Annotated in this window: 17 protein-coding genes; 16 read left to right on the top strand and 1 reads right to left on the bottom strand. The window is 34.2% G+C overall.

Going from position 1 to position 23,008, the window contains the following annotated elements:
- Window position 1 precedes the first annotated feature (1 nt).
- Complete coding sequence (gene tsaD, locus AC1QSP_RS01245; RefSeq protein ID WP_484079417.1) at window positions 2-1,021, bottom strand: tRNA (adenosine(37)-N6)-threonylcarbamoyltransferase complex transferase subunit TsaD; 1,020 nt, start codon at window positions 1,019-1,021, stop codon at window positions 2-4.
- A gap of 62 nt (window positions 1,022-1,083) precedes the next feature.
- Here tsaD and AC1QSP_RS01250 point away from each other — a divergent pair, with 62 nt between their 5' ends.
- The 16 genes from AC1QSP_RS01250 (at window position 1,084) to asnS (ending at window position 22,969) form a co-directional block, all read left to right on the top strand.
- Window positions 1,084-5,679, top strand: coding sequence for a translocation/assembly module TamB domain-containing protein (locus AC1QSP_RS01250; RefSeq protein WP_484079418.1), 4,596 nt, complete (start codon window positions 1,084-1,086; stop codon window positions 5,677-5,679).
- A gap of 209 nt (window positions 5,680-5,888) precedes the next feature.
- Complete coding sequence (locus AC1QSP_RS01255; protein WP_322970251.1) at window positions 5,889-6,359, top strand: Lrp/AsnC family transcriptional regulator; 471 nt, start codon at window positions 5,889-5,891, stop codon at window positions 6,357-6,359.
- A gap of 43 nt (window positions 6,360-6,402) precedes the next feature.
- The gene (locus AC1QSP_RS01260; protein WP_484079419.1) at window positions 6,403-7,104 is read left to right on the top strand and encodes an NUDIX hydrolase; all 702 of its coding nucleotides are present in this window, start codon (window positions 6,403-6,405) and stop codon (window positions 7,102-7,104) included.
- 12 nt (window positions 7,105-7,116) lie between these two features.
- Complete coding sequence (locus AC1QSP_RS01265; protein WP_484079420.1) at window positions 7,117-7,593, top strand: hypothetical protein; 477 nt, start codon at window positions 7,117-7,119, stop codon at window positions 7,591-7,593.
- 185 nt (window positions 7,594-7,778) lie between these two features.
- The gene (locus AC1QSP_RS01270; protein WP_484079421.1) at window positions 7,779-9,194 is read left to right on the top strand and encodes an L-serine ammonia-lyase; all 1,416 of its coding nucleotides are present in this window, start codon (window positions 7,779-7,781) and stop codon (window positions 9,192-9,194) included.
- A 226-nt stretch (window positions 9,195-9,420) separates the two neighbouring features.
- Window positions 9,421-11,340 (top strand): DEAD/DEAH box helicase, encoded by a 1,920-nt coding sequence (locus AC1QSP_RS01275; RefSeq protein ID WP_484079422.1) that lies wholly within the window; start codon window positions 9,421-9,423, stop codon window positions 11,338-11,340.
- 128 nt (window positions 11,341-11,468) lie between these two features.
- A complete protein-coding gene (locus AC1QSP_RS01280; RefSeq protein ID WP_484079423.1) occupies window positions 11,469-13,166 on the top strand; it encodes an AMP-binding protein in 1,698 nt (565 codons plus the stop codon).
- 126 nt (window positions 13,167-13,292) lie between these two features.
- Window positions 13,293-14,291 carry an LLM class flavin-dependent oxidoreductase gene (locus tag AC1QSP_RS01285; protein WP_484079424.1) on the top strand — a complete coding sequence of 333 codons (999 nt, stop codon included), beginning with the start codon at window positions 13,293-13,295 and terminating at the stop codon, window positions 14,289-14,291.
- Complete coding sequence (locus AC1QSP_RS01290; RefSeq protein ID WP_484079425.1) at window positions 14,292-14,759, top strand: hypothetical protein; 468 nt, start codon at window positions 14,292-14,294, stop codon at window positions 14,757-14,759.
- A 60-nt stretch (window positions 14,760-14,819) separates the two neighbouring features.
- Window positions 14,820-15,791, top strand: a complete 972-nt coding sequence (locus tag AC1QSP_RS01295) for a polyprenyl synthetase family protein (protein ID WP_484079426.1) — start codon at window positions 14,820-14,822, stop codon at window positions 15,789-15,791.
- 6 nt (window positions 15,792-15,797) lie between these two features.
- Window positions 15,798-16,784: a GSCFA domain-containing protein gene (locus AC1QSP_RS01300; protein WP_484079427.1), complete on the top strand. Its 987-nt coding sequence runs from the start codon at window positions 15,798-15,800 to the stop codon at window positions 16,782-16,784.
- Window positions 16,778-17,545, top strand: a complete 768-nt coding sequence (locus AC1QSP_RS01305) for a TatD family hydrolase (RefSeq protein ID WP_484079428.1) — start codon at window positions 16,778-16,780, stop codon at window positions 17,543-17,545. Before AC1QSP_RS01300 ends, AC1QSP_RS01305 begins: the two co-directional genes overlap by 7 nt.
- A gap of 49 nt (window positions 17,546-17,594) precedes the next feature.
- On the top strand, window positions 17,595-18,305 hold the full coding sequence (gene pyrH / locus AC1QSP_RS01310) for a UMP kinase (RefSeq protein WP_484079429.1): 711 nt from the start codon (window positions 17,595-17,597) through the stop codon (window positions 18,303-18,305).
- A gap of 8 nt (window positions 18,306-18,313) precedes the next feature.
- Window positions 18,314-18,868, top strand: a complete 555-nt coding sequence (gene frr / locus AC1QSP_RS01315; RefSeq protein WP_322970239.1) for a ribosome recycling factor — start codon at window positions 18,314-18,316, stop codon at window positions 18,866-18,868.
- Between the two features lie 83 nt (window positions 18,869-18,951).
- Complete coding sequence (locus tag AC1QSP_RS01320; protein ID WP_484079430.1) at window positions 18,952-21,369, top strand: DUF5686 family protein; 2,418 nt, start codon at window positions 18,952-18,954, stop codon at window positions 21,367-21,369.
- A 151-nt stretch (window positions 21,370-21,520) separates the two neighbouring features.
- Window positions 21,521-22,969 (top strand): asparagine--tRNA ligase, encoded by a 1,449-nt coding sequence (gene asnS, locus AC1QSP_RS01325; RefSeq protein WP_484079431.1) that lies wholly within the window; start codon window positions 21,521-21,523, stop codon window positions 22,967-22,969.
- The last annotated feature ends 39 nt before the right edge of the window (window positions 22,970-23,008 follow it).

The raw sequence follows: 23,008 nt of genomic DNA on the forward strand, positions 1-23,008 counted from the left end.
ATTAAATGTGATATTTAGCAACAGATTTGGCCGTACGTTCTGCAAATAATTCGCGTTCATACTTCAATTGTCCCACAATGGCAATCATAGCTGCATTATCTGTCGTGTATTCAAATTTTGGAATGTAAGTGGTCCAACCGTATTGGTTTTCTCCTTCTTTTAAACGTGCTCTAATTTCTGAATTCGCTGAAACCCCACCGGCAATGGCAATTTGTTTGATGCCTGTTTCATCAGAAGCTTGTTTAATTTTAGCCATCAATATTTCAACAATGGTACGTTGGATAGATGCACATAAATCATCGATGTTTTCTTCGATAAAGTTGGGATTGTTTTTTACTTCTTTTTGAATAAAATATAAAATCGAAGTTTTTAAACCTGAAAAACTAAAATTCAATCCTTCAACTTTTGGTTTCGAAAATTTAAATTTAGTCGGATCCCCAATTTTAGATTTTTTATCGATAATTGGCCCTGCAGGATAAGGTAAATTTAAAATTTTACCAGCTTTATCAAAAGCTTCACCAGCAGCGTCATCAATCGTTTCACCTAAAATTTCCATATCCAAATAATCATTGATCTTTACGATTTGGGTATGACCACCACTTACCGTTAAACATAAAAATGGAAATGTAGGTTTCACTTCATTCGCATCCTCAATAAAGTTTGCTAAAATGTGACCTTGCATATGATTTACCTCAATCAGAGGAATATCTAAACTTTGCGAAAAGGATTTTGCAAAACTACCTCCAACTAATAAAGAACCCATTAATCCTGGTCCTCGCGTGTAGGCAATTGCTTTTAATTCTTCTTTCGTAATATTGGCCTTTTTTAAGGCTTGATCCACGACAGGAACGATATTTTGTTGATGTGCTCTGGATGCTAACTCGGGTACTACGCCACCATATTGTTCGTGCACTTTCTGACTGGCAATCACATTAGAAAGAATTTTGTTCTCTAATATCACTGCTGCTCCCGTATCATCGCACGAAGATTCTATGGCTAAAATGTAGTTTTTAACGCTCATAAATCCTTGTAGAATAAAATTTATAACTATTTTTACATTGCAAATATCGTAATTTTAAACCATTGAAAATAGTCAGAAGAATAGGAAGAGTAATTTTAGTATGTATTGTACTGATTATAACACTTTTACTGAGTGTTTCTATTGCTATTCAAATCCCTTCAGTACAATCCAAAATCGCTAAATTCGCTTTAGAAAAATTAAATAAATCGCTGAACACAAGAATGTATGTTGATTCAGTGGACATCGATTTCTTCGGGAAAATATATTTAAATGATATTTCGATCAAGGATGATCATGATCTTGATTTTATTACTGGTCGTCAACTTCAAACGACATTAAGTATATGGTCGATTGTTGCAAATCCAGATTATATCAATTTGAAAGAAGTCAAATTGGTACAACCCCATATTCAAGTGATCACGTATAAAGGCGATTCCGTAAGTAATTTTATTAAGTTTGTAAATGGTTTCAGTTCGGATAAACCAAAAGATCCAACGCGTACATTTAAATTAGATGGTGATTTTTACATTAAGAATGGGAAAGTTTCTATTCTGAACCAAAATTCTGGAAATTTGTGGTTAAATGCACAAAATGTGCAATTGCATGTCAAAGACTTTAAACTTGTAGACAGTGACATCACAGCGCAATTGAGTAATTTTTGTTTTTCAGCGGATCGCAATGGTGAAAAATATACTGTCAAAAATTTTACCGGTCAATTTCATTATTCTAAGCAAGAAATCCGTATTGATAATGTAAATCTTCGTACCGATGATTCGACACTCAATGGACATTTTTTGTTGAGTTATGACAAACCATCTGATATGTCCGACTTCAATAATAAAGTGCGATGGGATGTGTTCTTTGATCGTGGGTCTATAATTAATTTTAAAGATATTCGATATTTTACGGATTTATTTGATAATAATTCTTCAGTAGCAGTATTTGGTAAAGCGAAAGGAACTTTAAATGATTTAACATTTACTGATTTTGAACTGAATGGAGGTCAAACCTATGCTGGTGCAAATCAATTAAAATTGACAGACATGATGAATGGGGATCTAAAAATCTATTCAAAAAGTCTAAAAGCAACTACTTCATACGATCGACTGCGAAATCTTTTACCCACATTTGTTTCGAAACGAATTCCAATCTTCATCGATCGATTTGGTGTAATGAATTATCGTGGAGATTTAAGTTTAACTCCTTCTCAAATCGATTTAGCAGGTTATGCCGTAACGGCATTAGGAGATGCGGATATTCGTGCCAATTTAAGAAATTATAGAAATCCAAAATCCATGATATATTCAGGGATTCTTGATGCTAAAAATCTTAATTTACAGCAGATTACTGAAGTGAAGGATTTGGGTTATGTCAGTGGGCGTGTTAAATTTAATGGGGTAGGAACAGATATCTCCAAAATGAATATTGATTTGGATGGTAATTTACGCTACATTGATTTATTAGGGAAACGTTATAATAACATCACCGTAGATGGTGTCGTTAAAGACTATACATTCAATGGATTATTTGACATCCAAGATCCGAATCTTAATGGACAATTGGTTGGAAATATTAATTTTAGTGGAAAACCATATGTCTTTAATTTTACGTCAAATCTTCGTCAAGTCAATTTGGATTTTTTAGGCATTACTAAAAATATGAATGCAATCGTTCGCGGTGATGTAGTGGGAGAATTTTCCTTAACAAATTTAAATGATTTACGTGGGAATTTAGATCTTAAGAATGTGTACTATCGTTCAAAGAGGGATACGATTCAATTTGATCACGTGACTTTAAATTCAACCGTTGATGGTAATCATAAACGAATGGAATTAAATGTTCCAGATTATATGCAAGCGACTTTAGATGGTCAATTTAAAGTAACAGAAATTGTAAATGTTGTAAACAATGCTTTGGTACCATTGGTACCATCATTTAAAGCAAAGAAAGTGAGTTCTGGTCAAAAATTTGATTTTGATATTTTCGTTCAACAAAACTTATTAAGTTATTTTGATCCTTCAATTAAAATTGAACCGGATACTCGTTTGAAAGGATACATTGATTCTGATGCAAATGCATTAAGTGTCGATGTGGATACTCCCGGAATGTCCTATGCAGGCGTGGAATTGTTCCGTTCAAAATTATATCTGAATACTTTAGAAGAAACCAATAAACTTAATGCACAAGTGGATAGTTTAAAGGTCAGTGGAGTAACAATTCGCGAAATTGATATTAAATCTGTTCCTAAAAACGATACACTATTGTTAACGACAGATTTTAAAATAGGTCGTAAAAATCCAGTCGATTTCAATTTAAATTTATATCATACTTTAACTCAAAATAAAGACTATTATATTTTCGGATTCTCACCATCGACGATCCAAATTGACTCGACGCGTTGGGCAATTAATCCTACCAATAATTTAAAATCCAATCGAATGATTCTTAATCCTAAAAAGAAATCATTTATGATTCAAGACTTAGTTTTGGAATCAGAGGATCAACACTTGGATATTAGTGGAGTGTTCTATGAGAAAGAGAATTATAATTTCGATGCGAATTTTACAAATTTAAATTTGGATAAAATTATCCCGAAAGCAGTTCTGGGTAAATTAGAAATCGAAGGGATTGCCAATGGAAAAGTGCATGTTTTACGTACAAAAGAAAAGTTAGAACCAATATTAGAAACGAAAGTAGATGGACTGGCCTTAAATAAATTCCTTTTGGGTGATTTGACCTTAAATGGTGGCTATAATGTGGAAGATAATATTTTCAATTTTGATATGAGTTTATTGCGTGAAAACATTGAGTCGGTTATTGCAAGAGGTGATATTATCAATAAACCTACTGGTCCAGAACTGGATATCTATGCGAACTTAGATGAATTCCATGTGGATTTCTTAGAAGGGTTCTTGAGTACCGTATTTTCAAATATTCGCGGAACCATGTCGGGAGATGTGCATATCAATGGTCCATTGAACTTGCCAAATATTAATGGTGATTTAATCGCTAAAGACTTAGGTATGAAGGTAAACTTCCTTGGTGTAGATTATTTATTCGAAGGGGAGAATAATTTATTTGTTTCGAAAGAAGGAAATCGACAAGGGATTATCATGTTAGATGAAGCGCGATTTAAAGATACGACATATCAAACAACAGGTGTTGTGAATGGTGCCATTCTTTTCCGTAACGTTAGTGAATGGGGATTAAACTTGCAATTTGATGCCGATAACCTTTTGGTGATGAATACCAATATTAAGGATAATGAGCTATTCTTTGGTAAAATTTTCGCCAAAGGTGATGTGCTGATGATGGGACCTGTTGAACAATTAGGAATCTATGGGGATGCTACAGTAGTAGGAAATTCAGAATTGACGATTAATACCGGTAGTACAACGGTAGAATCAGAAAGTAACTTAGTGCGTTTTGTACCAAATCAAACGAAAAATGTAGAAACGGATAAATCTGAAAATCGTCCAAAAGGAATGACGATTGATTTAAATATCAATGCTTATCCAAATGCACAAGTGAATCTGGTGTTTGATGCAACAACGAACGATAAAGCATCAGCACGAGGAACTGCTGAGAATTTACGTTTTGTCATGAATAATGCTGGTTTAAGCTTAACAGGGGTATATAATATAGAAAGTGGAACCTATGAATTCCGTCAAATTCCTTTAATTCCTAAAGATTTTAAAGTGAAAAAAGGATCAGCTGTTCAATTTTCTGGAAATCCAATGGATGCCACTCTTAATATTAACGCGGTTTACGAACGTACGGTATCGAATGTGGGGGATTACTTAGGTATTGGATTTTCACAAGTATATGATACGGAACTTTCGATCAATATTTCAGAGACATTAGCACGTCCACAAATTGATTTTGGGCTTACTTTACCAAATGCTGGATCTGATATTAATTCGCAATTACAATCGAAATTTAGAGCAAATCAAGAAGAACAAATGCTTCAATTCTCCTATATCTTATTGACGGGTAAATTTGGAGATGCGTTAGATATTACTTCAGGCGTTACAAGTACGGCAGCTGATATTGGATTATCAACCATTGCAGGAATGTTATCTTCGATTATTAATGGTGTGGACATCGATTTAGAATATATTGGAGGTAGTCAACAGTCCAGTACCAACGATAAAGTTCGATATTCGTTGAGTTATCAAATCAATGATCGACTTCGTATTCGTGGAGCCTATGGAATGGCCTTACGTAATCAGTATGTAGAAAATTTTGATGGAAATTTAGATTTATCTTATGATATTTCGAAAGTCAATAATGGATCCTTAGTGTTGCATGCCTTTACAAAACCAACAACATTTGGTTTACAACAATTCACAGGAGGTAATACTATGATGAACCAAAGTTATGGTGGAGGGATTACTTATAATGCTTCATTTGATAATTTCAAAGAATTTATTGGAGCGAAACAAAAAGAGAGAAAAGCCAAAGCAGAATTCAAAACGCGTTCATTATCAATCGAACCGCTTCAGGAAGATTCAGTTCGTCAAAAAACATCGGAGCAACCAGTGTCACATAATGCACAAGATACATTAAGTCATCGCGCCGTATCGAAAAATGAAAAACCACGAGAAAAACCAGTGGAGAATAAACCACAAAGAAGAGGGTTGGTGCGTATAAAATAAAAAAGAGTTTATTGTTGGTTAGACAATAAACTCGCGCAAACAAACAAAAGTGATTCGTCCTTAATATTTTAGGACATCATTCAACAAAACTAAAAATATTAAATAAATCATTAAAAAATATTTTGAGTATTGTGACTATTATTTATATTTTTGCTAAAAATTAATCATATTTTTTGTTAAAATAATAATAATAGGCAAAAAGAGAGAAAATGAATTACATAATTGATGAAGTTGATAAGAAGATATTAATGTATTTAATTGATAATACAAGAATGCCTTTTACTGAAATTGCGAAAAAAATGAATGTATCTGCTGGTACAATTCATGTGCGTGTAAAGAAGTTAGAAGAAGCTGGTATTATTAAAGGAACGACTTTAATAACTGATTATGATAAAATGGGGTACCAATTTGTTGCTTACGTGGGGTTATTGTTAACAAAAACAAGTAAAACTCAAAAAGTAATTGACGAATTATACAAAATTCCTAATGTGACTGTGGTTCATGTTGTTTCAGGAAAATATAATATTTTTTGTAAAATACGTGCCAAAGATACTAGCGACGCGAAAGAAGTTATCTATCGAATTGATCAAATTGATGATGTGTTAAGAACAGAATCGATGATTTCTTTAGAAGAATCTTTCAACGACAAAAACCGATTGATGCATTCAATCTTTCAATAAAACATAAACCTTATACGAAATCGTATTACTCCTTTTCCACAAAATGACAGCAGAAGAAAAAGAAAAATACTTTCAAGTTGCCCTTTGTTCAAGTCTGGTTTTATTCGGATTTGATGGTGAAGAACTTAAAGTTTTAGTATATAAAAAGCAAGGTGATCCTTTTGAAGGGGCATTGGTTTTACCAGGTAAATACATTGCACCTTCAGTAAGTAATGATCAAGCAATTCACGAATTGTTAACGGAAAAAATTGCCTATAATGAACACGAAACATACATCGAGCAATTAAAGGCCTTTACAAAAGTTTTCCGAAACCCAATGGGACGTGTAATTAATGTAGCATACTACGCTTTAGTAAAATTAACACCAGAAATTGAAGAAAAGGTGAAATTACAAGGTGGATGTTGGTATGCATATGATCGTATTCCTGATTTGGCATTTGATCATAATGAAATCATTCAATATGCAAAAGAGCGTATCAAAAGACGTGTAAAACGTCGTCCGGTTGGTTTTAATCTTTTACCTGCAGAATTTACAATTGCGCAGTTACAGAGTTTATACGAAAAAGCATTGAATCGTGAATTAGATAAAAGAAATTTCCGTAAGAAAATCTTTAATTCTAATTTAATTATTGAAACAGGAAATACAACTGATCCTAAACTTCACCGTAAAGTATCGAAGTTGTATCGTTTTGACGAAGAAAAATACGAGAAGTTAAGTTTAAAAGGATATGATTTCCTTTTCTAATCTTGAAATAAGATGACAAATCAAAATAACGACATCGAAAGAGACGATTTGTTTGATCGTAACAATTTAATTCATCCCAAAAAAGAAGACCGTAACGTTTTTCATGAAGGTGATGGAAAATCCTTTTGGTTTCATTTAATGTTTATAATGATGTTATTCATCATTTTAAGTTTATTGTACCGTGGATATGTTTTATATGATACAAACGATTATTTATTTCGATCATTTTTAAATGAAGACGCTCCAGAAATGCCTTCGTGGTATCCGATCACTACAATTGGATTATCCATCTTGTCATTGATTGGAATTGTCTTAACCTATATGTTCAAAAAAGTTGGTCCTTATTTAGTCGGTTCAACTTTATTCATCGCTTCAGCTGTTCAACCTGAATTTATGGCCGATGGAACATTATATACATTATTCGCACTATTCGTATTCATTGGATATGGATTAGCGGTAATATTTCCTTATTGGAAGAAGTTTAAATAAAATTTATACGATAATCCAAAAAAAGGCTTCATTTGTTTGAAGCCTTTTTTTTGTTGTATAATTATGACATTGAAAGTGATAGCGGTTATTTGTTTACGTATTCTTAAAATAAAAACATTAAAAAATGAATATGTCAAATTTCCATCTATCTTTGTTTTTGGAAAAAATATAAATCAAATTGAATTATGGAATGTATTTCTGTTTTTGATATGCTGAAAATAGGGATTGGTCCGTCGAGTTCTCACACGCTTGGACCATGGAGAGCAGCAGAGCGTTTTATTAAAGAAGTCAAAGACCTTCAGCTTTTTGATCAAGTATCTCATGTAAAAGTAGATTTGTTTGGATCTTTATCTTTAACAGGTAAAGGGCATGCCACAGATTATGCAGTTATGCTTGGGTTATCAGGAGCTGATCCGGAATATATTCCAGTCGATGCTATCGATTCTTCTATTCAAACCATCAAAGAAAATAAGCAATTAAATTTTGGTCATGATAAAATCATAGATTTTGATCCAGAGGTAGATATCGTATTTAATCGTAACTTTTTACCCTATCATGCCAATGGATTAAAATTTACAGCAACTCTTGATGACCGTATCTATGAATCTACGTTTTATTCCGTGGGAGGAGGTTTCGTTACAAAGGAAAATGAAGATTCATTGGTCTCTGAAATGTCATGTGAGTTTCCTTATTTGTTCAATACATCAGACGAACTATTAGCTTTCTGTAAACAAGAAAACAAATCGATTTCCGAAATCATGTACGAAAATGAAAAATCGATTCGTACTCCAGAAGAAATTGATCACGAATTAATGCGTGTTTGGAACACCATGTTAGAATGCATGTACATTGGTTGTCATACTGAAGGCACTTTACCTGGTGGATTAAATGTAAAGCGACGTGCTTACGATATGCATCTCAATTTAAAAGGAGATTTACCTTATGAAACACCATGGGAGTGGTTACAAACCATTCGTAAAACGAAAGTATATTTCCGACAAATTTTAAAATGGGTTTCTTGTTTTGCATTAGCAGTCAATGAAGTGAATGCTTCGTTAGGGCGCGTAGTAACAGCTCCTACGAATGGGAGTTCAGGGGTAATTCCTGCTGTTTTAATGTATTATTTAGTCATTGAAAATCATAAAGCGGGTGAGAAGGAAATCAAACAATTCTTAATCACTGCTGGAGTAATCGGTTCGATCTTTAAAAAAGGGGCTACCATATCTGCTGCAATGGGAGGTTGTCAAGCCGAAATTGGTGTTTCTTCTGCTATGGCAGCGGCTGCATTATGTGAATTAATGGGTGGAACTCCTGCACAGGTGACAATGGCGGCAGAAATTGCAATGGAACATCATCTTGGACTTACATGTGATCCAATCGGTGGTTTAGTTCAAATTCCTTGCATCGAACGTAATACTATGGGTGCAATTAAAGCCATTAATGCGGCAGAGTTAGCATTAGATACCGATCCATTGAACGCGAAAGTACCCTTAGATAAAGTGGTGAATACCATGTGGGAAACGGCTAAGGATATGAATAACAAATACAAAGAAACATCAGAAGGAGGGTTAGCCGTAGCGGTTAATATTGCTGATTGTTAATTTTCAATAAAAGTAATGACGAAGTTAGGGAATATTTAAAATAGTTTTTTAATTCAAATATATTCCTTAACTTTGCACAGCTTTACATAAGGGTAAAGTACGGATGTAAAAGAATTCATTTAGGGATTTTTCGGCTGCTCAGCCATTTAATTTTATTCTTTCATATCTGTTGGTTATAATATAATATTAAAATAAACCGAGGTATGGAAAACATAAATGAATTTTCATGCTCGGTCAATTATCTAACATGATTACATTCAAAGAATTAGGTCTTCAGGAAAACATTTTAACTGCAATTGAAGCGATGGGATTCGTTAGCCCATCTCCAATCCAAGAAAAAGCAATTCCACAAATCTTAACTTCAGATCAAGACGTTATCGCATTAGCGCAAACAGGTACAGGAAAAACAGCTGCCTTTGGTTTACCAATTTTAAACAATTTAGACAGCACTTCTCAATCTGTTCAAGCGATTGTATTATGTCCTACTCGTGAGTTATGTTTACAAATTGCAAAAGAGTTAGAATCTTTTTCTGCAAACATGAAAGGTGTACGCATCCAAGCGGTATATGGTGGTGCTGACATCTCAAAACAAATCAAAGGGTTAAGAGATAATCCACAAATCGTAGTTGGTACTCCTGGACGTACAATGGATTTAATTAAACGTAAGGCTTTAAAAATTCACGATATCACATGGACAGTTTTAGATGAAGCTGACGAAATGTTAAACATGGGATTCCGTGATGAAATCGATTCAATTTTAGAGACTACTCCAGAAGAAAAACAAACTTTATTATTCTCTGCTACAATGCCAAGCGAAGTTCGTCGTATTGCATCTGAATACATGCACAACCCGATCGAAATCGCAGTTTCTAAAGTTAACACAGCATCTAAAAATATCGAACACCAAGTTTTCTTAGTTCGTGCTTCAGATCGTTATTTAGCTTTAAAACGTTTAGCAGATTATTACCCAAATATTTACGGTATTGTTTTCTGTAGAACTCGTCGCGAAGCGAAAGAAGTTGCAGACAAATTAATGCAAGATGGTTATAATGCAGATGCATTACACGGAGATTTATCTCAATCTCAACGTGACCACGTAATGGAGAAATTCCGTAACCAAAATATCCAAATTTTAGTAGCGACTGACGTTGCCGCTCGTGGGATTGACGTGAACGAATTAACGCACGTGATCAACTACAACTTACCAGATGATCCAGAAGTTTATGTTCACCGTTCAGGTCGTACAGGACGTGCAGGTAACAAAGGGATTTCTATCATTATTTCGAACAACCGTGAAGGGCGTAAGATTAAAGAATTAGAACGTATTATTGCTTCTAAAATTGAACATAAAAATGTTCCAACTGGACAAGAAATTTGTGAAAAACGTTTATTCAATTTAATTGAAAAAATTCAAAATATTGAAGTAAACGATGAGCAAATTGATCCATACATGGCAACTGTTCAAGAGAAATTAGCAGATTTAGATCGTGATGATTTATTAAAGCGTTTCGTAACAGTAGAATTTAATTCATTCTTAGAATACTATAAGGATTCTAAAGATATCAATACAGATTCTAACGATAGAGAAAGAGGTGATCGTTCAGATCGTCGTCGTGGAGGAAGAGATTTCACACGTTTCTTTATTAACATTGGTCAAAAACAAAACTTACGTGTTCCTAACTTAATTGGTTTAATTAACGAACAAACACGTAACCGTAACATCGAAATCGGAAAAATTGAAATTTTACGTAATTTCTCTTTCTTCGAAGTAGATACACAATTCGAATCATTAGTAATGGAATCATTCGCTAATGCACAACGTGATGGTGTTGATTTAGATGTTCAAATTTCTAAACCAGAACCAGGACGTGACGGTGGATCTCGTGGTGGATCTCGCGGAGGTGATCGTCGTGGAGGCGGAGGTTTCCGTGGAGGTGATCGTCGTGGTGGATCTCGTGATGGAGGTTCTCGTGGAGGTGATCGTCGTGGAGGTTCTCGTGATGGTGAACGTCGTGGCGGTGAACGTCGTGAAGGTTCTCGTGACGGAGGATTCCGTGGATCTCGTGATGGAGGTTCTCGCGGTGGTGAACGTCGTGGTGGAGAGCGCCGTGAAGGTGGTTTCCGTGGTGGACGCAACAGAGACTAATTTTAAATTAGATCAAAATATTCAAGATGGCTTTTTTCGAAAAGCCATCTTTTTTTATTTAAAAAAACACTATTTGTGGTTGTTGTGAATTAAAAATTTATATATTTATTATTCAAACCACAAAATAAATGACAGAAAATCAATTGTTTCATTCGATTCGTAATGCAATCGAATCAGAAAATTATGCAGAGTTAACTCAAATCCCCATCACTAAGCCCGAAACATTCAATTGGGTCAGTGATTATTTTGAACCGTATAACGTTCAACAGTTAGGCGAGCAAGTTGGATTGATTTGGAAATACAATCAAGAGGAACAACAATTTACTTATCGCCAATTAAGTGAAAAAAGCAATCAATTTTTAAATTTCTTACGTCGACATGGTATTCAACAAAATGATATTATGTTGTCTCAAATTCCGTTGCTACCCTCTAGTTGGATCAGCTATTTAGCCTGTATCAAGGGTGGAATCATCGTTATTCCTGCCGCAGTAACCTTAGAAGCAAGAGATCTAAAATTTCGTTTTGAATCCGCATTTCCTCAAGTAGTATTAGCGGATCCTGCCAATGCCGATAAGATTGATGCCGCTGAAGCTCAATTTGATCAAAAAATTAAATTGAAATTAATTACAGAAGGTGAACGCAAAGGTTGGGTTAATCTATCAATGATGGATGATGAATCGAAGTTAGCGGAAGCTGCTTTGACCAAACCGGATGATAACCTATTCTATTTCTTTACTTCTGGAACTACAGGAATGCCGAAAGTAGTGGTTCATACGCATTATACCTATGCCTTAGGTTCTTTTACGACTTCCTCTTGGGTTGGTTTAAAACAAGGAGATGTTCATTATAACATTTCTCAACCAGGGTGGGCAAAATTCTTTTGGAGTTCTTTTTTTGCGCCTTGGAATATGGGAGCTACCATTTTAGGTTTTCACTGTGATCGATTTGTACCCAAAGAGCAATTGCAAGCCTTAGTGGATTATAATGTGACTACATTTTGTGCTCCGCCTACTGCATTACGTGCATTAATTTTAGAAGATTTAGAAGCATTTCATTTTAATTTACGTCAGTGTGTTGCGGCAGGTGAACCGTTAAATCCAGAGATTATTGAAGTTTGGAAAAATGCAACGGGAATCACCATTCGTGATGGTTATGGTCAAACCGAGACGACTGCTTCTATTGTCAATTTACCGCACGATCCAATTAAATATGGTTCGATGGGTAAGCCTACGTTTCTATATGATGTTGTCATTGCAGATGATCATGGAGTTGAAGTAGGAATTGGAGAAGAAGGGAACATTTGCATTCGATTTGATGAAAATACAGTGAATGGAGTGTTTAAAACGTATTTGATCCAATTGGATAAAATGAAAAAAGTGTTTAAACACGGCTTGTATTACACCGGTGATAAGGCGTACAAAGACGAAGAGGGGTATGTATGGTTTGTGGGTCGAGATGATGATGTGATCAAAGCTTCCGATTTCCGTGTAGGTCCTTTTGAAGTTGAAAGTGTTTTATTGGAACACGATGCAATTATCGAAGCTGCTGTTGTAGCAAGTCCCCATCCTACGCGTAGTAATGCCGTTAAAGCTTTTGTAATTCTTAATAAAGAGGTTGAACCAAGTCAAGCATTAGCAGAAGAGTTGTTTCAATTTAGTGAAGCGAATTTAGCCCGTTATAAGATTCCTCGAATTATTCAATTTGTGGACGCGTTACCAAAAACCATCTCTGGAAAAATTAGACGTATAGAGTTAAGGGCAAATGAAGCCATGAACAAGCAACAAAAAAATACATTAGAACACGAATATTATCACAGCAAATATTAAAACCAAGCATCTATCATTTTGATAGATGCTTTTTTGATGCCTATCCATCCGATTTTAACGTTTTTATAAGGGAAATTGCTGAATTATCTTGGAGTTTTCATAATTTAGAACAAGATTTAATGAAGAATGAGTTTATTAAAAAACATAAAATATTCAGTTTTAGACTTGGCTGTGGTTCGTAAAGGGGATACGTTAACCGATACGTTCCAAAATACAGTAGACTGTGCTAAAATTGTTGAAGATTTAGGATATACACGTTACTGGTTATCAGAACATCATAATATGCCCAATGTGGCAAGTTCAGCGACTGCCATTTTAATTGGACACGTTGCTGGAAATACGACAAAAATTAAAGTAGGTTCGGGTGGGATTATGTTACCGAATCACACCGCTTTAAGTGTGGCTGAACAATTCGGAACTTTAGATGCATTGTATCCGGGGCGTATTGATTTAGGTTTAGGTCGAGCACCTGGAACAGATCAATTGACCGCTTCTATTTTGCGTCGAGGTGATAATTTTGCACACTATAATTTTGAATTGGAAATCAAAGAATTGCAACGTTATTTGAATGCTGAAAATTGTAAAAATAAAGTACGTGCTATCCCAGGTGAAGGTGCGAATATAGATCTTTACATTTTAGGTTCTAGTACAGAGAGTGCGTATTTAGCGGCAGAATTAGGGTTGCCTTATGCATTTGCAGGGCATTTTGCACCTCAGCAATTTTATGATGCTGTAGCGATATATAAACGAAATTTCAAACCTTCGATTTATTTAAATAAACCATATGCAATGGTGTGTGTGAATGTAATCGCAGGGAATTCGGATGATGAAGCACACTTACTTTCGTTATCGATGTTTCAAAGTTTCTTAAATATTATTACGGATCAACGTTCTGCTTTAGTTTCCCCAGAAGAAACCAATTTACAAGAAGCTAACGAACAACAAAAATATGTTTTAAGAGGAATGACAGCCTTATCGTTTATTGGATCTAAATCCACGTTATGTCAGAGCTTAACCAAATTCGTTGAAGATTGTGGAGTGGATGAAATCATCATCAATTCAAATATCTATGATCAAAAAGCCAAACGCAAATCGTATCAAATCGTCAGTGAATTGTTTCGATAGATGAAAAAGAAAAAATCGTTCAGTAAAGTTGACTATGCTTTAATGCTTTTTGAAGAATACAAAGATCAGTTAACGTTGGCTTATGGTTTGAATGTAGCGATGAAGTATGCCATTACTCATTTGATTGTCCTATTTCCTTCGGTTTATTTACGATATAAAGGTACCGATTATGCCCATAACTATGTTCAATATCAATTTGCAGATTTCAATGAACAAATGGGGTATATGTTTGTAGGGGCATTAATCCTCCATGGTATTTCCTATAAACAGAATAACAAATGGATTTTTCTCATCATTAGTACTATTTTATTGCTAGTATCCAACGGCTTTTATTTTCTTTTTGTATTCGAGGATTTATTGGTTTTATTGGAGCGACTGTATTTACCGTTTATTGTTACCCTAATCGGACAATTTGTATTTAACATGATTTGGCTGAATGAAATGTATCAGCTGATTCGTAAAAAATAAATTACGTTTACTGAACGTACTTAATTATATTTGCCTAACTAAATTTTTTAGAAAGAAACTATGTACTCATTTGATAAATTTCACGACTTAATTGCACAAGGACTTCAAGATAATTCATTGATCCAAAATCCAAAGGAATTATACGAACCAATGGATTATATTTTAAATATCGGAGGAAAAAGAATTCGTCCAGTCATTGTTCTTTTGGGTGCAGATTTATTCGATGGTGATTTAGAAAAAGCTTTAAAACCATCGTTGGCCGTTGAATTTTTTCACAATTTCTCGTTAATGCACGACGATATTATGGATGATGCACCGTTACGCCGCGGAAAAACGACCGTTCATGAAAAATACGGCATCAATACAGCCATTTTATCCGGTGATGCATTATTGATTAAATCGTATGAAATGCTGGAAGATTTAGAGCCTGAATTATTTAAAAAGGTTACTAAATTATTCACAAAAACGGCGAAAGAATTATGTGAAGGTCAGCAATGGGACATTAATTTCGAAACGCAAACCAATGTAACGTATGAAGATTACATCAAAATGATCTCATTCAAAACAGGAGTATTGGTAGGAGCTTCTTTACAAATTGGAGCAATGATTGCCGGAGCAAGTGAAGAAGACGGTGAATTAATTTATCAATACGGATTAAATTTAGGTATTGCGTATCAATTAAAAGATGATTACTTAGATGTATTTGGTAATTTAGAACATTTAGGGAAAAAACACGCGGGCGATATTTACGAGAATAAAAAGACCATTTTATACATTTCAGCTTTAGAAGCAGCAGATGAAAGAGATCGTGACGAATTATTGTTCTGGTACAATATGAATACAGACAATGTCGATAAAGTGTACGCTGTGGAGAAAATTTTCCGTAAACTAAATGTCAATAAAAAATTATCAACGTTAATTCGTGAATATACCAATAAAGCTCATCAATATTTAGATAAGATTAATGTTGCAGAAGAGAAAAAAGGATATTTACGTGAATTAAGTGAAGTTTTAATCGACCGCCAAGGATAAAATAAAATGCAGTTTCGTACTTCTTTTACCATACCCGAGTCACCCTTCAAAATTAATCATCATCATCAGTTGATGACCATTGGATCCTGTTTCTCTGACGAAATCGGAAATCGATTAATTGATTTAAAATTTATGGGTTTAATTAATCCATTTGGGGTTATTTTCAATGCCCACTCGATTCAGGAACTGATGGAAAGAAGTATTCACAAACGCTATTATACGATAGATGATGTACATCAAAACGGAGAACAATTTTTCTGTTTTGATGTACATTCATCATTTAATGCCTTATCATCCCACCAGGTTTTGGAGGGAATCAACCCAACCATTGATCAAGTTCATCATCAACTTTTAACAGCCGATGTCTTGATGCTAACATTAGGAACATCATGGGTTTATCGTTGGAAAGAAACCAATCATATTGTGGCGAACTGCCATAAAGTGGAAGCAAAGCAATTTGAAAAAGTACTTTTATCGACAGAAGAAAATTTTAAAGCATTGGATTTAATTGTTTTTGATGTGTTAAAAGTCAATCCAAAACTTAAAATTATAACGACAGTTAGCCCAGTACGTCATACCAAAGATGGCATGATTGAAAATAATGTCAGTAAAGCACGATTAATTGATGCGTTATACCAACTGAATCTGAAATATGATCAAGTGGATTATTTTCCATCGTACGAATTAGTGCTGGATGATCTTCGAGATTACCGTTTTTATAAAGATGATTTGATTCATCCTTCCATTCAAGCGGTAGAATACATCTGGGATAAGTTCAGTGAAACGTATTTCGAAGATTCAACCCGAACAATTATTCAAAAAATCAATAAAATAAGAGCTGCATTGCAACATCGTCCTTTTAATGAAACAAGTGAAAATCACCAGAAATTTCTAAAGAAAACACTTCAGATGATGGAAGAATTAGAAAAAGGACATCAAGTAGATTTCAGTGCAGAAAAAGAATTTATATTCTCAAAATTAAAACCATGTTAATCGATACACATACTCATTTATATTCAGAACAATTTGCAGAAGACATTACAGAAGTCGTTGCACGAGCAAAAGCAAACGGGGTAGAGCGTTTCTATCTTCCGGCGATTGATCAATCTTATACTGAACGAATGTTGAATTTGGAAGCGCAATATCCAAATGAAATGTTTGCGATGATGGGGTTGCATCCTTGTTCGGTTCATCCCGATACTTTAGCATCAGAAATGGCTCATGTTAAAGAATGGATTGATAATAGAGAATTCAAAGCAATTGGTGAAATCGGAATCGATTTATATTGGGAAAAAGCGTATCTGAAAGAGCAACAGGAGGCTTTTAAAACGCAAATTGAATGGGCAAAGGAAAAGAATTTACCCATCGTGATTCACTGTCGTGATGCGTTTAACGAAGTGTTTGAAGTTTTAGAAGAGGTGAAAGATGAAAAATTATTCGGAATATTTCACTGTTTTTCTGGTACAAAAGAGGATGCACAACGCGCCATTGATTTCAATTTAAAATTAGGAATTGGAGGAGTAGTCACTTTTAAAAACGGAAAAATTGATCAATTCTTAAATGAATTTGAGATCAAACATATTGTGTTAGAAACAGATTCTCCCTATTTAGCTCCAGTTCCATTCCGAGGAAAACGCAATGAGTCGAGTTATTTGAAACACGTAGCTGAAAAGTTAGTTGATGTGTATCAACTGTCTGAGCAAGAAATTGCAGAAATTACAACAAAAAATGCATTAGAAATATTCGAACGTTAGTAGAATATTAACAGATAAATTATATTTGCAAAAGAAAACCTTTGAAACAATGAAATACAAAAGAGTACTACTTAAATTAAGTGGAGAGGCACTAATGGGGGATTTACAATACGGAATCGACCCAAATATGTTAAAACAATATGCAGAACAAATCAAAGAAGTTGTTGATTTAGGATGTGAAGTGGCAATCGTAATTGGTGGTGGTAATATTTTCAGAGGTGTTCAAGGTGTAGCTTCAGGTATGGATCGTGTACAAGGAGATTACATGGGAATGTTAGCGACTGTAATCAACAGTATGGCTTTACAAGGAGCATTAGAAGATGCCGGATTAATTACACGTTTACAAACGGCAATTCGTATGGAGCAAATTGCTGAACCTTTTATCAAACGTAAAGCAACGCGTCATTTGGAAAAAGGACGTGTCGTGATTTTTGGTGCAGGAACAGGAAACCCATATTTTACAACGGACACAGCAGCTGTATTACGTGCAATTGAAATTAATGCAGACGTGATTTTAAAAGGAACACGTGTAGATGGTATCTATACAGCAGATCCAGAAAAAGATGCTACAGCGGAGAAATTTAATACAATTTCTTACCAAGAAGTATATGACAAAAACTTAAAAGTAATGGATATGACAGCCTTTACTTTAAGCGAAGAGAATAAATTACCAATTATTGTATTTGATATGAATACAAAAGGTAACTTAAAAGCATTAATAGAAGGAGGTAACGTAGGTACTCTAGTAACAAATAATTAAATCTCAAAATGGAAGAATTAGATCTAATTTTAGACACAGCTAAAGAGCAAATGCAAGGGACTGTAGATCACTTAAACGTTGCTTTTGATAAATTAAGAGCAGGGAAAGCTAACCCAGCAATGTTAAGTTCAGTTCGTGTAGATTACTATGGAAGTTTAACTCCATTAAGCCAAGTTGCTAACGTAACTACTCCAGATGCGATGACTTTAAGCATCCAACCATGGGAAAGAAACTTAATTAATGAAATCGAAAAAGCAATTGTTAATTCTAATTTAGGATTTGCACCTTCAAACAATGGAGATTCTATTATTATTAGTATTCCTCCAGTAACAGAAGAGCGTCGTAAAGAATTAGTAAAAATGGCAAAAGCGGATATGGAAAATGCAAAAGTTTCTATTCGTAATGCTCGTCAAGATGCTAATAAGGCGTTAAAATCAGCTAAAGATGTATCGGAGGATTTAATAAAAGATTATGAAACTCGTGTACAAGGTTTAACGGATAAATTCTCTAAAAAATTAGAAGAAGCATTAGCAAAAAAAGAAGCAGAAATTATGAAGGTTTAATCCTTTTTAATTTTCTTAAATAAAATTTAAAGCAGCGTTAATATCGCTGCTTTTTTTGTTAAATTGCGGTTCAATTTTACAGCATGAAAAAACTTTACTGTTTTTTATTTTTATTACTATCCCTTTCAATATCAGCACAAATAAAAGTTCGCGTATATGACTCTCGCGACGAGTTTAGACTTCAAAATGCGAAACTAACGACAGAAAACAATTTAACCATTGGTTTTACTGACGAAGTTGGTGAATTGACGATCGCAGATTCGATAATTGTATTTAATGTCGAAAGCGAAGGGTTTATTCCTCAAAAAGTAAAGCGCAATCAACAAGCTTTAGTTGAAATTTTCTTAGAACCTTCTACAATTAGTTTAGGTGCAGTAGAATTTTTTGCTAATGATTCGATTGCCCGTAACTATGTTCGTAAAGTGATCAAACAACAATCTAAAAACTCACTAAAAAAATCAGATTCTTACTTTTTTCAGTCGTATACCAAATTCTGGAGTACCATTGAACAAGATTCTTTGCGTTTAATTCTTAATCCAAAAGATAAGAAAGATTCGTCCATCAATAATTGGAGAAGATTTTTAAACGAAAGTCATGTGTTTTTAAGTGAACGTGCCGTAGATCACAAATATTCAAAACGTTTTGGTACAAAAAATATCATCAAATCCTCTCGAATTTCAGGTTTACGAACACCAATTTATGAGTTGGATGCCATGCAACCGGTCTTAATTAATTTAGATCAATCGAAATTTGATTTCTTTTTTCGTGGAATTGTGAATCCGATTTCGAATGAAGGGCTTGGTTATTACCGATACAAAATCATAGAAGATTTTGACTATAATGGTAGAGCAACTCGTATCGTTGGTTTCACACCTATTCAACGTCTCAATCAGCGCCAATTGCGTGGTGAATTTTGGATTGACGAAAAATCGAAAGCTTTGGTAAAAATTATTGCTGAAAATACGGATGAACAATTTTATGCGGATTTTGATGCAGAATGGAAGTTGATTGAGAATCATTGGTTTCCATTGTATCAAATTTACCGTATGGAAAGTGGTTATTTAGGAATGGATGGAATTAAAATTGAAGTAGATAAAGAAGAACAAGATGAGGCGGAGCGTTTATGGATTTTTCATCAAGTTCAGTTTAAAAATCATAGCACACCTGTTCAATACAAACGAAATGAATTTTTAGGTTATTCGACTGAAGCAGCTTTTGAAACGAATACTGTAGAGAAAGCAGAAGAAGTGATGTCACAATATCGAGATCAATTTACTGCAAAAGATACGATGACGTATGTTAAAATGGATAGTATCAGTCAAAAATACAATTTAGAAGATAAGTTGAAATTGATGCGAATTATTCAGAAAGGAGGGAAAGTAGATCTGGGGAAAGTAGATTTAGATTTAACAAAATTATTTAGCTATAATAATTATGAAGGTTTTCGTTTAGGAGCTGCATTTAACACCAACGAAAAATGGAGTGATAAATATTCAGTGAATGCGTATACAGCTTATGGATTCAAAGATCAAACGTTCAAATTTGGATTTGGTGGAGATTATTTTGTAAATAAACCCTACTCAGGGAGAATTTACGGAACATATGCTCAAGATGTAAGTGCTTCAGGACATTTGCCTCAATTGCTCCAAAGTAATTTTACAAAATTTATTAATGGTACGGTTAAGAATTTGTACAATGATCAATATTATTCTTATAAAAGATATGCCATCGGATATGAGCAAGATATTTATCGTAATGTTACTTTTAATGTGTCGATGAATTATGAGAAGCAGAATAATGAATTTACGTATCAATACGAAAACCATGAAGGTTGGTTAGATTTATACCATACTCAGCTTGCTGTTCGTTGGGCACCGAAAGATGAATATTTGAGAACTCCTTATGGAAAAGTCACTGTAAAGCAAGGACAGTCTGTTTTTTATATTTTGGCGAACAAATATTGGACGATTGGAGATTCTCCATTTGATGCATTTCGATTGAATGTGAATTATTCGGATATTTTTGAAACGAAATTGGGGAAAACGAAATTCAACGCTTCTGTAGGTGCTGTATTTGGAGAGATGTCGTTGATGAATTTATTTGAAGGAATGGGTAATGCCAAGAATAAACCGGTATTCAAAAACTTTGGGATTGCAACCGCTCAGAACTTTGAAACGATGTTACCTGGGGAGTTTTATTCGGATCGTTACGCTTCGTTCCAAATCAAACATATTTTTGCGGGGATTCGCTTTGGACAACATGTCGTATTGCCACAATTGGTTTATCGAGGAATCTTAGGAACAATGAGTCATAAACAAAACCATCAGCAATTTGAGTTTAAATCACCGAATCATTATTTTCATGAAACAGGATTTGAAGTGAATAACATCCTCTTAAAGAATTTTGGTATTGGTGTTTATTATCGTTTAGGCGCATACAGTTTCCCACGCTTTGAAGATAATTTACATTTAAAACTAACGTTTAACCTGAATGTATTTTAAATAATATACAACACTATCATTGAAAAATCCGTGATGAAACTTCAGTTTCATCACGGATTTTATTTTTCACAAAACTTTTTCGCAAAAATTATGCCTTTAGTTTTTCTAACATAGAATATTAATTAAATTTGTAAGGATAAATTAAAACAATATGCAATCGTACGGAATTAAAGCCTTATTAGAAAAAGGCAAAGATTTGTTACTACAAGAAGTAGTTGTTAACGGATGGGTAAGATCATTTAGAAGTAATCGTTTTGTCGCTTTAAATGATGGATCTACAATTAATAACGTTCAAGTTGTAATAAATTTCGAGAATTTTGACGAATCAATCATAAAACAAATCTCTACAGCTGCTTCTTTATCTGTAAAAGGTGAAGTTGTAGAAAGTGAAGGTGCGGGACAAGAAATTGAAATCGTAGCAAAAGAAATCAAAGTTTTAGGATTAGCTCCATCAGAAGATGTTCAAGAAACCATCTTACAACCAAAGAAACACTCGTTAGATACGTTACGTGAACAAGCACACTTACGTTTCCGTACCAATTTATTCGGAGCCATTTTTCGTGTGCGTAACTCGTTAATGTTTGCGATTCACAAATACTTCAATGAAAATGGATTTGTTTATGTGAATACGCCTATTATTACAGGTTCTGATGCTGAAGGTGCAGGGGAGATGTTCCGTGTAACGAATTTAGATTTAAACAATTTACCAAAAACTGAAACAGGAGAAATTGATTATTCTCAAGATTTCTTTGGAAAATCAACAAACTTAACGGTTTCTGGACAGTTAGAAGGTGAAACTGCAGCGATGGGATTAGGAAAAGTTTATACGTTTGGACCAACATTCCGTGCAGAAAATTCGAATACTTCTCGTCACTTAGCGGAATTCTGGATGATTGAACCAGAAATTGCATTCTTCGATTTAGATCAAAACATGGATTTATCAGAAGATTTCATGAAATACGTGATTTCTTATGCCATGGAAAATTGTAAAGATGATTTAGCCTTCTTGGCACAACGTTATGATCAAGAACAACAAGCGAAACCTGCTGCAGAACGTGCAGAATTAGGTTTAATTGAACGTTTAGAATATGTTTTAAACAACAAATTTGTTCGTTTATCTTATACAGAAGCCATCGAAATCTTAAAAGAATCTAAACCTAATAAAAAAGGAAAATTCAAATATCCAATTGAAGGTTGGGGAGCGGATTTACAATCAGAGCACGAGCGCTATTTAGTTGAGAAACACTTTAAAACGCCTGTGATTTTATTTGATTATCCAGCAGAAATCAAAGCCTTCTATATGCGTATGAATGACGATGGTAAAACTGTTCGTGCAATGGATGTTTTATTCCCAGGTATTGGAGAAATCATCGGTGGATCTCAACGTGAAGAACGTTTGGATGTTTTAGATGAAAAAATGAAAAAATTCGGAATCGATCCTGAAGAATTATGGTGGTACCGTGACACACGTCGTTTCGGAACTGTTCCACACGCAGGATTTGGTTTAGGATTAGAGCGTTTAGTATTATTCGTTACTGGTATGGGGAACATTCGTGATGTAATCCCATTCCCTAGAACTCCGAATAACGCAGAATTCTAATCATTATAAAAATTAAATGGGTTTAATCAGAATTTTATT

The sequence above is a fragment of the Faecalibacter sp. genome, assembly GCF_057177045.1.